The 12,614-nt window shown below is 72.0% G+C and carries 15 protein-coding genes; 7 read left to right on the plus strand and 8 right to left on the minus strand.

The window, feature by feature from the left end; all coding sequences use genetic code 11:
- Positions 1-48 precede the first annotated feature (48 nt).
- The 3 genes from ACZ7FF_RS08955 to ACZ7FF_RS08965 all read left to right on the plus strand — a co-directional run bounded on the left by ACZ7FF_RS08955 (position 49) and on the right by ACZ7FF_RS08965 (position 1,788).
- Positions 49-537, plus strand: coding sequence for a phage holin family protein (locus tag ACZ7FF_RS08955; RefSeq protein ID WP_470810695.1), 489 nt, complete (start codon positions 49-51; stop codon positions 535-537).
- Positions 534-1,469, plus strand: coding sequence for an alpha/beta fold hydrolase (locus ACZ7FF_RS08960; RefSeq protein ID WP_470810696.1), 936 nt, complete (start codon positions 534-536; stop codon positions 1,467-1,469). The genes ACZ7FF_RS08955 and ACZ7FF_RS08960 overlap by 4 nt, the downstream gene beginning before the upstream one ends.
- A gap of 139 nt (positions 1,470-1,608) precedes the next feature.
- Entirely contained in the window at positions 1,609-1,788 is a 180-nt protein-coding gene (locus ACZ7FF_RS08965) for a hypothetical protein (RefSeq protein ID WP_470810697.1), read from the plus strand.
- Positions 1,789-1,804: 16 nt separating this feature from the next.
- Here ACZ7FF_RS08965 and ACZ7FF_RS08970 read toward each other — a convergent pair whose 3' ends face one another.
- The 3 genes from ACZ7FF_RS08970 to nth all read right to left on the minus strand — a co-directional run bounded on the left by ACZ7FF_RS08970 (position 1,805) and on the right by nth (position 4,981).
- The gene (locus tag ACZ7FF_RS08970) at positions 1,805-3,004 is read right to left on the minus strand and encodes a MarP family serine protease (protein ID WP_470810698.1); all 1,200 of its coding nucleotides are present in this window, start codon (positions 3,002-3,004) and stop codon (positions 1,805-1,807) included.
- A 116-nt stretch (positions 3,005-3,120) separates the two neighbouring features.
- Positions 3,121-3,816, minus strand: coding sequence for an NUDIX hydrolase (locus ACZ7FF_RS08975; RefSeq protein ID WP_470810699.1), 696 nt, complete (start codon positions 3,814-3,816; stop codon positions 3,121-3,123).
- A 55-nt stretch (positions 3,817-3,871) separates the two neighbouring features.
- A complete protein-coding gene (gene nth, locus ACZ7FF_RS08980) occupies positions 3,872-4,981 on the minus strand; it encodes an endonuclease III (RefSeq protein ID WP_470810700.1) in 1,110 nt (369 codons plus the stop codon).
- 251 nt (positions 4,982-5,232) lie between these two features.
- On the opposite strand from nth, the gene ACZ7FF_RS08985 reads away from it, so the two are divergent.
- Entirely contained in the window at positions 5,233-5,907 is a 675-nt protein-coding gene (locus tag ACZ7FF_RS08985) for a Crp/Fnr family transcriptional regulator (RefSeq protein ID WP_073887802.1), read from the plus strand.
- 93 nt (positions 5,908-6,000) lie between these two features.
- Entirely contained in the window at positions 6,001-6,825 is an 825-nt protein-coding gene (locus ACZ7FF_RS08990; RefSeq protein WP_470810701.1) for a nucleotidyltransferase domain-containing protein, read from the plus strand.
- Here ACZ7FF_RS08990 and ACZ7FF_RS08995 read toward each other — a convergent pair.
- From ACZ7FF_RS08995 to ACZ7FF_RS09010, 4 genes are all read right to left on the minus strand, one after another.
- Positions 6,822-7,652: an MBL fold metallo-hydrolase gene (locus ACZ7FF_RS08995; protein ID WP_470810703.1), complete on the minus strand. Its 831-nt coding sequence runs from the start codon at positions 7,650-7,652 to the stop codon at positions 6,822-6,824. The two genes, ACZ7FF_RS08990 and ACZ7FF_RS08995, sit on opposite strands and share 4 nt — an antisense overlap.
- A complete protein-coding gene (locus ACZ7FF_RS09000) occupies positions 7,649-8,533 on the minus strand; it encodes an NUDIX hydrolase (RefSeq protein ID WP_470810705.1) in 885 nt (294 codons plus the stop codon). Before ACZ7FF_RS09000 ends, ACZ7FF_RS08995 begins: the two co-directional genes overlap by 4 nt.
- A gap of 66 nt (positions 8,534-8,599) precedes the next feature.
- Positions 8,600-9,064 carry a RidA family protein gene (locus ACZ7FF_RS09005; RefSeq protein ID WP_470810707.1) on the minus strand — a complete coding sequence of 155 codons (465 nt, stop codon included), beginning with the start codon at positions 9,062-9,064 and terminating at the stop codon, positions 8,600-8,602.
- A complete protein-coding gene (locus ACZ7FF_RS09010; protein ID WP_003975360.1) occupies positions 9,061-9,222 on the minus strand; it encodes a DUF4177 domain-containing protein in 162 nt (53 codons plus the stop codon). Before ACZ7FF_RS09010 ends, ACZ7FF_RS09005 begins: the two co-directional genes overlap by 4 nt.
- A gap of 141 nt (positions 9,223-9,363) precedes the next feature.
- On the opposite strand from ACZ7FF_RS09010, the gene bagA reads away from it, so the two are divergent.
- Positions 9,364-10,341 carry an ATPase BagA gene (bagA, locus tag ACZ7FF_RS09015; RefSeq protein WP_470810709.1) on the plus strand — a complete coding sequence of 326 codons (978 nt, stop codon included), beginning with the start codon at positions 9,364-9,366 and terminating at the stop codon, positions 10,339-10,341.
- Positions 10,338-11,669, plus strand: coding sequence for an ATPase BagB (gene bagB / locus ACZ7FF_RS09020; protein WP_470810710.1), 1,332 nt, complete (start codon positions 10,338-10,340; stop codon positions 11,667-11,669). Before bagA ends, bagB begins: the two co-directional genes overlap by 4 nt.
- Before the next feature lie 340 nt (positions 11,670-12,009).
- Here the strand turns inward: bagB and wblA are convergent, their stop codons facing one another.
- On the minus strand, positions 12,010-12,348 hold the full coding sequence (wblA, locus tag ACZ7FF_RS09025; protein ID WP_179851885.1) for a transcriptional regulator WblA: 339 nt from the start codon (positions 12,346-12,348) through the stop codon (positions 12,010-12,012).
- Positions 12,349-12,614 lie beyond the last annotated feature (266 nt).

The raw sequence follows: 12,614 nt of genomic DNA on the forward strand, positions 1-12,614 counted from the left end.
CAATGACGGCACACTTGCGGCACGAGAGACCTCGTAAGGGAGAACGCGATGAGCGCACCCGACGGCAGCCCGGTCGGCGCCGAACGCAGCATCGGCCAGCTGTTCGCCTCGGCGACGACCGAGATGTCGGCGCTGGTGCACGACGAGATCGCGCTGGCCAAGGCGCAGCTCAAGCAGGACGTGAAGCGCGGCGCGACGAGCGGCGGGGCCTTCTCGATGGCGGGCGCCATCCTGGTGTTCTCGCTGCCGATGCTCAACTTCGCCCTCGCGTACGGCATCCGCACCTGGAGCGGCTGGAACCTGGCCGTCTGCTTCCTGCTGTCCTTCGCCGCGAACGTGCTCGTCGCCGGCGTCCTCGCGCTGATCGGCACGGTGTTCGCGAAGAAGGCCAAGAAGGGCAAGGGCCCGCAGAAGGTGGCCGCCTCCATGAAGCAGACGGCGAACGTCCTGCAGAACGCCAAGCCGCACCCGCGCCCGGAGCTGCCCGAGGACCGCGCCCCCGCGGCCATCGAGGCTGTGGCACGCTCGTCGTCATGACGGACCCCGCCGCCCCCTCGGCCGTACGGATCGACCTGCCCCACGGCCGCAAGGTGATCCACCGCGACGTCGCCGCGAACGGCGCCCGCTTCCACATCGCCGAACTCGGTGACGGCCCCCTGGTGCTGCTGCTCCACGGCTTCCCGCAGTTCTGGTGGACGTGGCGGCATCAACTGGTGGCCCTCGCGGACGCCGGTTACCGGGCGGTGGCCATGGACCTGCGGGGGGTCGGCGGCAGCGACCGCACGCCCCGCGGCTACGACCCCGCCAACCTCGCCCTGGACGTCACCGGGGTGATCCGCTCGCTCGGCGAACCGGACGCCGCGCTGGTCGGCCACGACCTCGGCGGCTACCTGGCCTGGACGGCGGCGGTGATGCGGCCCAAGCTCGTCCGGCGCCTGGCCGTGGTGTCGATGCCGCACCCCCGGCGCTGGCGCGCGGCCATGCTGCGGGACGCCCGGCAGACGGCCGCCAACTCCTACATCTGGGGATTCCAGCGCCCGTGGATCCCCGAGCGCCAACTCACGGCGGACGGCGGCGAGCTGGTGGGCCGTCTGCTCCGGGACTGGTCCGGGCCACGGCTGCCGGAGGACGACACCGTGCGGACGTACCAGCGCGCCATGTGCATCCCCTCCACGGCGCACTGCGCGATCGAGCCGTACCGCTGGCTGGTGCGCTCGCTGGCCCGCCCGGACGGCGTGCAGTTCTACCGCCGGATGAAGCGGCCGGTGCGGGTGCCCACGCTGCATCTGCACGGTTCACTCGACCCGGTGATGCGCACGCGCAGCGCGGCGGGCTCCGGCGAGTACGTCGAAGCGCCGTACCGCTGGCGGCTGTTCGACGGCCTCGGGCACTTCCCGCACGAGGAGGACCCGGTGGCGTTCTCCACCGAACTGGTCAACTGGCTCAAGGATCCCGAGCCCGACCGGTGACCACTTGGTGACCGTTCCGACGCGCGCAGTATCCGCTTCCTGAACACTTGTCCCTCGAACGGCCACATGCCTGCCGCATACGCCAATTGGGCGGCGCTCAGGCGGTTATCGACCTTGGGGCGGGGGCAGACGTCGGGGTATGGGCTGGACGCACGACTACAGTGACGCACCCCGCAACCGCCGCTCGGCCACTGGTCTGAGCACGCCTCAGCGAGGCACTCCGCAGCTCGCGGAGGCGGACCTCAGGGTGGGGATTCCGCGCATCCTGCGCCGGAGGGCCCGCTGGGTCTCGATGCGTCTGCGTCACCCGCGCGGGTGACCGCCCGCGGGGCGGATCACAGCGCGCAGCTGTCCGTACCCACCTGCTCGTTCGCCGTGCGCCCGCGCGCGATGTCGGGCCGGATCTCGTCCGCCGTCAGCGCGTAGCCGGTCTCGGCGTCGTCGAGGGACTTGGCGAACACCACGCCGTAGACCTTGCCGGCGGGCGTGAGCAGGGGGCCGCCGGAGTTTCCCTGGCGGACGATCGCGTACAGCGAGTAGACGTCGCGGCGGACGGTGCCGCGGTGGTAGATGTCCGGGCCGTTGGCCGAGATGCGCCCGCGCACGCGCGCGGCGCGCACGTCGTACGAGCCGTTCTCCGGGAAGCCCGCGACGATCGCGCCGTCGTCGCCGGCCGCGTCCCTGGCGGAGAAGTTCAGCGGTTTCGCCTTCAGGTCCGGCACGTCGAGGACGGCGATGTCGCGCTTCCAGTCGTACAGGACGACCTTCGCGTCGTACTTGCGGCCCTCGCCGCCTATCTGCACGGTCGGCGCGTCGACGCCCCCGACGACGTGCGCGTTGGTCATGACCCGGCGGTCGGCGAAGACGAAGCCGGTGCCCTCCAGCACCTTGCCGCAGCTCTGGGCGGTGCCGGTGACCTTGACGATGGAGCGCTGGGCGCGGGTGGCGACCGGGCTTCCGGCGAGGGCCGGGTCGGGCGGCTGCACGTCCTTGATCGGCTCGTTGGCGAAGGGGCTGAAGACCTGCGGGAAGCCGTTCTGCGCGAGCACGGAGGAGAAGTCCGCGAACCAGGTGTCGGCCTGCGCGGGCAGCGCCCGGGAGACGCCGAGCAGCACCTTGGAGCCGCGGACCTCCCTGCCGAGGGTCGGCAGGGTGGTGCCGGCGAGGGCGGACCCGATCAGCCAGGCGACCAGGAGCATCGCGACCACGTTGACGAGCGCGCCGCCGGTGGCGTCCAGGGCGCGGGCCGGGGACCAGGTGATGTGCCGCCGCAGCTTGTTGCCCAGATGGGTGGTCAGGGCCTGGCCCACGGAGGCGCAGACGATGACGACGATCACGGCCACGACGGCGGCGGTGGTGCCGACGTCCGAGTTGCCGGTCACGGCGTCCCAGATGACGGGGAGCGTGTACACGGCGGCGAGGCCGCCGCCCAGGAACCCGATCACCGACAGGACGCCGACGACGAAGCCCTGGCGGTAGCCGACGACCGCGAACCACACGGCCGCGACCAGCAACAGGATGTCCAGCACGTTCACTGCTTCAGGCCTCGCCTACTCACTCCGGTCCCCGCGAGCAGGGCGGGGTCCGCCCGCCACGCAGTGGCTGTGGGACACCGCGTCCCCCGGGAAAACACAGCACGGGGATCACCCTGTCATGAGCGCCAGTCGAGCGGGACCTGCTTATCCCGGTCCCAGGGGCGCTCCCAGCCCGCGAAGTGCAGCAGACGGTCGATCACACCGGCCGTGAAACCCCACACAAGGGCCGATTCGACCAGGAATGCCGGGCCTCGGTGACCGCTGGGGTGGACGGTGGTGGCGCGGTTGGCGGGGTCCGTGAGATCCGACACGGGGACCGTGAACACCCGCGCCGTCTCGTTCGGGTCGACGACGCCGACCGGGCTGGGCGCGCGCCACCAGCCGAGCACGGGCGTGACGACGAAGCCGCTGACCGGGATGTACAGCCGGGGCAGCACGCCGAAGAGCTGCACACCGGACGGGTCGAGGCCGGTCTCCTCCTCGGCCTCGCGCAGCGCGGCCCGCAGCGGGCCGTCGCCCTGCGGGTCGCCGTCCTCGGGGTCGAGCGCGCCGCCGGGGAACGACGGCTGGCCGGCGTGCGAACGCAGGGAACCGGCGCGCTCCATGAGCAGCAGTTCGGGACCGCGCTCACCCTCGCCGAACAGGATCAGCACGGCCGACTGTCTGCCCGAGCCGTTCTTCGGCGGCAGGAAGCGGCTGAGCTGGAGCGGCTGGATCGTCTCCACCGCTCCGACCACCGGGTCCAGCCAGACCGGCAGCCCCTCCCGGCTGAGCGTCGCCGCACCGCCCTGTGTTTCGCCGGCCCTCGTCATCGCCGCCCCCCGTCGCTCTTCCTGTCCAACGCCCGAGGGCCCCCAGATCGTTCCGTCACGCGGCCCCCAGTGGCGGAGCCGGCCTGCCGCCCGCGTCCAGGTAGGCCTGCGGGGGCTTGAGGCGCTGGCCCGGGAAGCCGCCCTTCTCGTACTTGAGGAGCTTCTTCGCCTTCTCCGGGTCGGTCTCGCCCTCGCCGTAGGCGGGGCAGAGCGGGGCGATCGGACAGGCGCCGCAGGCGGGCTTGCGGGCGTGACAGATGCGCCGGCCGTGCCAGATCACGTGGTGGGACAGATCGGTCCACTCGCTCTTCGGGAACAGCGCGCCGACGGCCGCCTCGATCTTGTCCGGGTCGGTCTCGGCGGTCCACTGCCAGCGCCTCACCAGCCGCTGGAAGTGCGTGTCCACGGTGATCCCGGGCCGCCCGAAGGCGTTGCCGAGCACGACGAAGGCGGTCTTGCGGCCGACGCCGGGCAGCTTGACCAGGTCCTCCAGCCTCCCGGGGACCTCGCCGCCGAACTCCTCGGCGAGCGCCTTGGAGAGCCCCATGACCGACCTGGTCTTGGCGCGGAAGAACCCGCAGGGACGCAGGATCTCCTCGACCTCCTCGGGGTTGGCCGCGGCCAGGTCCTCGGGGGTGGGGTACTTGGCGAAGAGCCCGGGTGTCGTCTGGTTGACGCGCAGGTCGGTGGTCTGGGCCGACAGCACGGTGGCGACCAGGAGTTGGAAGGGGTTCTCGAAGTCCAGCTCGGGGTGGGCGTACGGGTACACCTCGGCGAGCTCCCGGTTGATCCGGCGGGCGCGGCGGACCAGGGCGGTGCGGGACTCCCCCGTGGGGGGCTTCACGGCGACCTTCTTCGCCGCGGTCTTCTTCGCCGCCACGGCCTTCCCGGCGGCCACGACCTCCTCGGCGGGCGCGACCTTTCCGGCCGAGACGGCCTTCCCGGCGGGCACGGCCTTCCCGGCAGAGGTGGCCTTCTTGCCCGGCGTGTCCTTTTTGGCCGAGGCGGCCTTGTCGGCACCGGCGGGCTTCTGGGCGGCGGTGGCCTTCCTTGCGGGCGCGGCCTTCCCCGCAGAGCGCCCCTCGGTCTTTTCAGCTGTTTTTCCGGTTTTCCTACGATCGCCGGGACCTTGTTCGCCCACAGCGGAATCGCGACGTACAACCACCCGCGCAGCCCCCTTGGCCTGTGCTCTCACCGGCGTTTTGGACACCCGGCCAGCCTAAAGCCCGGCACCCTCATCCGCCCCGGACCCGGAAGATCGGCCCCCGATTGGACCCCTGACGCTTACCCCGGGACACCTGTGCGGCATCCTTGTGACAGATCACACTGTTTGGACCGTCCGGCAAAATGGGGAACACGGTCCCCTGGCACACGGGGGAGCAAGATCCCCTGAGCAGGTCGACAAGGAGAGAACTCGTGGACGACGTTCTGCGGCGCAACCCGCTCTTCGCGGCTCTCGACGACGAGCAGGCCGCGGAGCTTCGCGCCTCCATGAGTGAGGTGACCCTGGCTCGCGGCGACTCGCTGTTCCATGAAGGGGACCCCGGCGACCGGCTGTACGTCGTCACCGAGGGCAAGGTCAAGCTGCACCGCACCTCCCCCGACGGCCGCGAGAACATGCTCGCCGTCGTCGGCCCCGGCGAGCTGATCGGCGAGCTGTCGCTGTTCGACCCGGGCCCGCGCACCGCCACCGCGAGCGCGCTGACCGAGGTCAAGATGCTCGGCCTGGGCCACGGCGACCTCCAGCCCTGGCTGAACGTGCGCCCCGAGGTGGCCGGCGCCCTGCTGCGGGCCGTCGCCCGCCGTCTGCGCAAGACCAACGACGCCATGTCCGACCTGGTCTTCTCCGACGTTCCCGGCCGTGTGGCGCGCGCCCTGCTGGACCTCTCCCGCCGTTTCGGAGTGCAGTCCGAGGAGGGCATCCACGTGGTGCACGACCTCACCCAGGAGGAGCTGGCCCAGCTGGTCGGCGCCTCCCGCGAGACCGTGAACAAGGCGCTGGCGGACTTCGCGCAGCGCGGCTGGCTCCGCCTGGAGGCGCGGGCCGTGATCCTGCTGGACGTCGAGAGGCTCGCCAAGCGCTCGCGCTGAGCCGGCCGGGGGCCGCACGCCCCCGCGAGACCGTTCCGACCCGTGCGGCCTGTTCCCGAGCGCCGCACGGGCCGGAGTCGGCACAGTGAACCCATGCCTGAACCGATCCGGCCCAAAGGCCTCGACGCCCTGGGCTTCATCGAGCGCGAGGGCTCCCTCGCGCGCGTGCCCGGGCCCTTCCGCCCGGTGGTGGCCGCGGCCCGTGACCGGGTGCTGGACGTCTTCGGGGCGCGGCTGCACAGCGCGTACCTCTACGGGTCGGTTCCGCGCGGCACCGCGCGCGTGGGGCGCAGCGACCTGGACCTGGTCGTGGTGGTGCGGGCCGAACCGGCCGACGCGGACCGGGAGGCCGTACGGGCCCTGGGCGCGGCCGTGGGCGAGGAGTTCCCGCAGATCGACGGCGTCGGCACGCTGCTGTACGGCCGGGACCGGCTGCTGAGCGACCAGGAACGGTACGACATGGGCTGGTTCGTCGCCTGTCTGTGCACCCCGCTGCTGGGCGACGACCTCGCCGAGTACCTGCCGCGCTACCGCCCCGATTCCCCGCTCGCCCGTGAGACCAACGGCGACCTCGCGCTGCGGCTGCCCCGCTGGCGGGAGCGGATCGGGACGGCAGGGGACAGCGAGGCGGCCCGGCGGCCGCTGGTGCGCTTCATGTCCCGCCACCTCGTCCGCACCGGCTTCACGCTCGTCATGACCCGCTGGAACGGCTGGACGAGCGACCTGGGGGAGATGGCCGAGGTGTTCGGCGCGTACTACCCCGAGCGGGCCGCGCAGATGCGTACGGCGGCACGGTACGGCCACGAGCCCGTCGGCGACCCGGAGGTGCTGCGGACCTGGGTGGACGACCTCGGGCCCTGGCTCGCGGCCGAGTACGCGCGCGTGCACGGCGTGAAGGCGCCCCGGCCCGGGGACTAGATCAGCCCGTGCTCGCTGAGGTAGTCCATCTGGGCCCGCACCGACAGTTCCGCCGCGGGCCACAGCGAGCGGTCCACGTCCGCGTACACGTGGGCGACGACCTGGGCCGGGCTGCGGTGGCCGTCCTCGACGGCCGTCTCCACCTGGGCGAGCCGGTGGGCGCGGTGGGCCAGGTAGAACTCGACGGCGCCCTGGGCGTCCTCCAGGACCGGCCCGTGGCCCGGCAGGACGGTGTGCACGCCGTCGTCCACCGTCAGGGACCGCAGACGGCGCAGGGAGTCCAGATAGTCGCCGAGGCGCCCGTCGGGGTGCGCCACGACGGTCGTGCCCCGCCCGAGGATGGTGTCGCCGGTGAGCACCGCCCGGTCGGCCGGGAGATGGAAGCACAGCGAGTCCGCGGTGTGCCCGGGGGTCGGTACGACCCTCAGCTCCAGGCCGCCCACGGTGACCACGTCCCCGGCGGCCAGGCCCTCCTCGCCGAGGCGGAGCGCCGGGTCCAGGGCACGCACGCGCGTGCCGGTCAGCTCGGCGAAGCGGCCGGCGCCCTCGGCGTGGTCGGGGTGGCCGTGCGTGAGCAGGGTCAGGGCTATGCGCTTGCCGGCCTTCTCGGCGGTGTCCACGACCACCCGCAGATGGCCATCGTCGAGGGGACCCGGGTCGATCACCACGGCCAGGTCGGAGTCGGGCTCGGCGACGATCCAGGTGTTGGTGCCGTCCAGGGTCATCGCAGAGGCGTTGGGCGCGAGGACGTTGACGGCGCGTTCGGTCGCGGGGCCCGAGAGGACCGCGCCCCGGGGCTGGCCCGGAAGGGTGCTTGCGTCGGTCATGCGGAGCCTCCACCGGTGCTCGCAGGAGCCGTCGGGACGTGCTTCGTGAACTCCTCGTGCCCAGGCCAGGACAGGACAATCTCACCGTTCACCAGGCGGGCCCGCGCCATCACCGGTGTCATGTCGCGCGCGGGCGCGGCCGCCAGCGCCTCGGCGGCGGTGCCGTACGGGTCCAGCTGGCGCAGGGTGGCGATGGTGGGCGGCATCATCAGCAGCTCGCCCCTGTCGTACCCGGCGGCGGCCTCCGCGGGGCGGATCCACACCGTGCGGTCGGCCTCCGTGGAGGCGTTCCGGGTGCGCTGCCCGGCGGGGAGGGCGGCCACGAAGAACCACGTGTCGTAGCGGCGGGACTCGAACTCCGGGGTGATCCAGCGGGTCCAGGCACCCATCAGGTCCGAGCGCAGCACCAGCCCGCGCCGTTGCAGGAACTCGGCGAAGGACAGTTCGCGCGCCACCAGCGCGGCACGGTCGGCCTCCCAGTCCTCGCCCGTGGTGTCGCCGACGACCGTATCCGGGCCGGGCCCGGCGAGCAGCACGCCCGCCTCCTCGTACGTCTCGCGCACGGCCGCGCAGACGATGGCCTGGGCGCCCGCCTCGTCGACACCGAGCCGCTCGGCCCACCACGCGCGCGGGGGGCCCGCCCAGCCGATACGGCGGTCGTCGTCGCGCGGGTCGACTCCGCCCCCGGGATACGCGTACGCGCCTCCGGCGAAGGCCATGGAGGCGCGTCTGCGCAGCATGTGGACGACGGGTCCGGTCTCGGTGTCCTTCAGGAGGAGCACCGTGGCCGCGCGCCTGGGGGACACCGGGGTGAGGGTCCCGTCCGCGAGCGCGCGGATACGGTCCGGCCACTCCGGGGGGTACCACTGACCGTTCGCCATGGCCGGAGGCTATCCCGTGTAGGGCGAATGTTCGAGAGGGACCCGAGGTCAGCGGGCCGGCACGGGCTACGGAAGCAGCTCGACCTGGATCTCGACCTCGACCGGCGCGTCCAGCGGCAGCACGGCGACGCCGACCGCGCTGCGGGCGTGCACGCCCTTGTCGCCGAGGACCTCGCCGAGCAGCTCGCTGGCGCCGTTGACGACACCGGGCTGACCGGTGAAGTCGGACGCGGAGGCGACGAAACCGACGACCTTCACCACGCGCGCGATGCGGTCCAGGTCGCCGGCGACGGACTTCACGGCGGCCAGCGCGTTCAGCGCGCAGGTACGGGCCAGCTCCTTGGCCTCCTCCGCCGTGACCTCGGCGCCCACCTTGCCGGTGACCGGCAGCTTGCCCTCGACCATCGGCAGCTGGCCGGCGGTGTAGACGTACACGCCGGACTGCACGGCCGGCTGGTACGCGGCCAGCGGCGGTACGACCTCGGGCAGGGTCAGGCCGAGTGCGGCCAGCTTCTCCTCGACCGCGCTCATGCCTGCTTCTCCCGCTTCAGGTAGGCGACCAGCTGCTCGGGGTTGTTCGGCCCGGGCACGACCTGGACGAGCTCCCAGCCGTCCTCGCCCCAGGTGTCCAGAATCTGCTTCGTGGCATGGACGAGCAGCGGCACGGTTGCGTATTCCCACTTGGTCATGGGGCCGACTGTAGCCTCTGCGACCCGCTGGTCAGGCGGCGCCGTTGTCCACAGGTCGTGTACGGACGTGTGACCGACTACGCCCCCCGTTATCCACAGCCTCCCGCGTGACCGTCGGCAGGACTGGTTAGTCTCGAAGGCGTGAGCAGGCTCCAGGTCGTCAGCGGCAAGGGCGGGACCGGAAAGACGACGGTCGCCGCCGCCCTCGCGCTGGCCCTCGCGACCGAGGGGAAGCGGACGCTTCTCGTGGAGGTCGAGGGCCGGCAGGGCATCGCACAGCTCTTCGAAACGGAGGCGTTGCCGTACGAGGAGCGGAAGATCGCGGTCGCGCCCGGGGGCGGGGAGGTGTACGCCCTCGCCATAGACCCCGAACTGGCCCTTCTGGACTACCTCCAGATGTTCTACAAACTGGGCGGTGCGGGCAGAGCCCTGAAGAAGCTCGGCGCCATCGACTTCGCCACCACCGTCGCGCCCGGCATCAGGGACGTCCTCCTGACGGGCAAGGCGTGCGAGGCGGTGCGCCGCAAGGACCGGGCGGGCCGGTTCACGTACGACTACGTCGTCATGGACGCCCCGCCCACCGGCCGCATCACCCGCTTCCTGAACGTGAACGACGAGGTGGCGGGCCTGGCGAAGATCGGCCCGATACACAATCAGGCCCAGGCCGTGATGCGGGTCCTGAAGTCGCCGGAGACGGCGGTGCATCTGGTCACGCTGCTGGAGGAGATGCCCGTCCAGGAGACCGCCGACGGCATCGCCGAGCTGCGCGCGGCAAGGCTGCCGGTGGGCCGGGTCATCGTGAACATGGTGCGGCCCGAGGTGTTGGACGCGGACGATCTGGAACTCGTACGGACCGTGGAGCGTTCCTCTGTCGCGCGGGCCCTGTCGGCCGCGGGCCTAGGCGGGGCACGGCGCGGCGGGAACGCCGAGAAGCTGGTCGACCCGCTGCTGGCACAGGCCGCGGAGTACGCCGAGCGGTACGCGCTGGAGCAGGAGCAGCGCGCGGTCCTGGGCGAGCTGGACCTGCCGCTGAACGAACTGCCGCTGCTCGCCGAGGGCATGGACCTGGCGGGCCTGTACGAACTCGCCACCGAGCTGCGGAAGCAGGGGTTGACATGAGTCCGGACCCGGCCGAGGCACAGGAGAACGCCCGCCGCATCTCCCCCGTGCGCGTCCTCGACGTCGACCCGCTGCTGGACGACCCGAAGACCCGCATCGTGGTGTGCTGCGGCTCGGGCGGGGTCGGCAAGACGACGACCGCGGCCGCCCTGGGCCTCAGAGCGGCCGAGCGGGGCCGCAAGGTGGTCGTCCTCACCATCGACCCGGCCAGGCGGCTGGCCCAGTCGATGGGCATCGACTCCCTGGACAACGTGCCGCGCCGGGTGAAGGGCACCGAGGGCGACGGCGAACTGCACGCGATGATGCTCGACATGAAGCGCACCTTCGACGAGGTCGTGGAGGCGCACGCGGACCGGGAGCGGGCGGCCGCGATCCTGGCGAACCCCTTCTACCAGTCGCTCTCGGCGGGCTTCGCGGGCACGCAGGAGTACATGGCGATGGAGAAGCTGGGCCAGCTGCGGGCGAAGGACGAGTGGGACCTGATCGTCGTCGACACCCCGCCGTCCCGGTCGGCGCTGGACTTCCTGGACGCGCCCAAGCGGCTCGGCTCCTTCCTGGACGGCAGGCTGATCCGCCTGCTGACCGCGCCCGCCAAACTGGGCGGCCGCGCGGGAATGGCCTTCCTCAACGTCGGCATGTCGATGATGACCGGGACGCTGGGCAAGCTGCTGGGCGGTCAGCTGCTGAAGGACGTCCAGACGTTCGTGGCCGCGATGGACACCACCTTCGGCGGTTTCCGCACGCGCGCGGACGCCACGTACAAGCTGCTCCAGGCCCCCGGCACGGCGTTCCTGGTGGTCGCGGCCCCGGAGCGGGACGCGCTGCGCGAGGCCGCGTACTTCGTGGAGCGGCTGGCCGCGGAGGACATGCCGCTGGTGGGTCTGGTGCTCAACCGGGTCCATGGCAGCGGTGCCGGCCGGCTGTCGGCCGAGCGGGCGCTCGCCGCCGCGGAAAATCTTGAGGACCCCCGCATTGTGGATCAGGGGGACGGGAAAGCTGGACTTCGTAACTCTCCCGACACGTACGGCAGTTCACGACCTCCCGCATCCGAGGCCGCAACCGGCGCCACCGCTTCCGAGGAAGGCTCCCCCGCCGACGAGGAACGCTCCGTCGACCGGCTCGCAGCGGGCCTGTTGAGACTGCACTCCGAACGCATGCAGCTGCTGGCACGCGAGCAGCGCACGCGCGACCGCTTCACCGCCCGCCACCCCGAGGTGGCGGTGGTGGACGTACCCGCACTGCCCGGCGATGTGCACGACCTCACAGGCCTGCGCGACATCGGGGGCCGGCTCGCGGCGGGCGCGCAGGCGCGGACCGAGCCGTCGTAGCGGGCGCGGCGCATCGAGCCTTCGCGGCAGGCGTGATGGACCGTGTCGTAGCCCGGCCGCCACGGCGGTCCGAGGCGTCGCGCGGTAAACACGCGGAGGTGGATGCCCGTCCGGGCGTACCGAGCGGGTGGCGTGGAGGACCGCCAGGGGACTCGCAGGCACGCGGGGCCGTCGGCGCAGGGGCATGCCCCAGGACACCCGTCGGCCCTGCTCCGCACCCAAGGGTGCATCCGGCGGCGCAGCCCGCACGCCGCGGACCGACGGCACCTGTCCGGCCGTTGCCTTCCGTGGCTCACACCCGGCCGGATGGTCCTTCGGCCTATGCCGGAGGGGGATGCCCTCAGCTCACCGCCGCGTAGTTCTCGTACACCTCGTCGCTGTCGAGAGGCACGATCCCGACTCCCCGCTCGTACTCCAGGCGGGCGGTTTCCAGCAGCCTGCGCCAGGAGGTCACGGTGGGCCGCCGGCGCAGCAGTGCGCGGCGCTCCCGCTCTGTCATGCCTCCCCACACGCCGAACTCGACGCGGTTGTCCAGCGCGTCCGCCAGGCACTCGGTGCGTACCGGGCATCCGGTGCACACCGCCTTGGCCCTGTTCTGCGCTGCTCCTTGAACGAACAGTTCATCCGGATCGGTAGTGCGGCAGGCAGCCTGCGCACTCCAGTCGGTTACCCAGCCCATACCGGCGCCGTCCTCTCCCGAATCGAGGCTCCCCCACGGCGGCAGCGGCATATTCACCGCCGCCAGTTGAGGACGTTACGGAAGGTGGGGACAGCGCAACACCCCCTTCGGGCCCAATCTTGAATGGCCCGAACGGACTATGGGTAAGCGGCAGATCACCCGCGGGAGTGAGCTGGTGACATACGTGACCATCCAGGCAAACCAGGACGGCTGTGGTGCGCCACACCGGGCACCAGGTGACACACGAGGCGGATTCGGACACGCCC

This window comes from Streptomyces sp. NPDC037126, from assembly GCF_055605965.1.

Excerpts from the sequence above, each read along its gene's own strand:
- ACZ7FF_RS08990 (WP_470810701.1), top strand. The coding sequence starts at position 6,001 with ATGCCTGAACCGATCCGGCCCAAAGGCCTCGACGCCCTGGGCTTCATC.
- ACZ7FF_RS09010 (WP_003975360.1), bottom strand. The coding sequence starts at position 9,222 with ATGACCAAGTGGGAATACGCAACCGTGCCGCTGCTCGTCCATGCCACG.
- ACZ7FF_RS08975 (WP_470810699.1), bottom strand. The coding sequence starts at position 3,816 with ATGACGAGGGCCGGCGAAACACAGGGCGGTGCGGCGACGCTCAGCCGG.
- ACZ7FF_RS08960 (WP_470810696.1), top strand. The coding sequence starts at position 534 with ATGACGGACCCCGCCGCCCCCTCGGCCGTACGGATCGACCTGCCCCAC.
- ACZ7FF_RS08995 (WP_470810703.1), bottom strand. The coding sequence starts at position 7,652 with ATGACCGACGCAAGCACCCTTCCGGGCCAGCCCCGGGGCGCGGTCCTC.
- ACZ7FF_RS09005 (WP_470810707.1), bottom strand. The coding sequence starts at position 9,064 with ATGAGCGCGGTCGAGGAGAAGCTGGCCGCACTCGGCCTGACCCTGCCC.
- ACZ7FF_RS09000 (WP_470810705.1), bottom strand. The coding sequence starts at position 8,533 with ATGGCGAACGGTCAGTGGTACCCCCCGGAGTGGCCGGACCGTATCCGC.
- wblA (WP_179851885.1), bottom strand. The coding sequence starts at position 12,348 with ATGGGCTGGGTAACCGACTGGAGTGCGCAGGCTGCCTGCCGCACTACC.
- bagB (WP_470810710.1), top strand. The coding sequence starts at position 10,338 with ATGAGTCCGGACCCGGCCGAGGCACAGGAGAACGCCCGCCGCATCTCC.
- ACZ7FF_RS08965 (WP_470810697.1), top strand. The coding sequence starts at position 1,609 with ATGGGCTGGACGCACGACTACAGTGACGCACCCCGCAACCGCCGCTCG.
- ACZ7FF_RS08955 (WP_470810695.1), top strand. The coding sequence starts at position 49 with ATGAGCGCACCCGACGGCAGCCCGGTCGGCGCCGAACGCAGCATCGGC.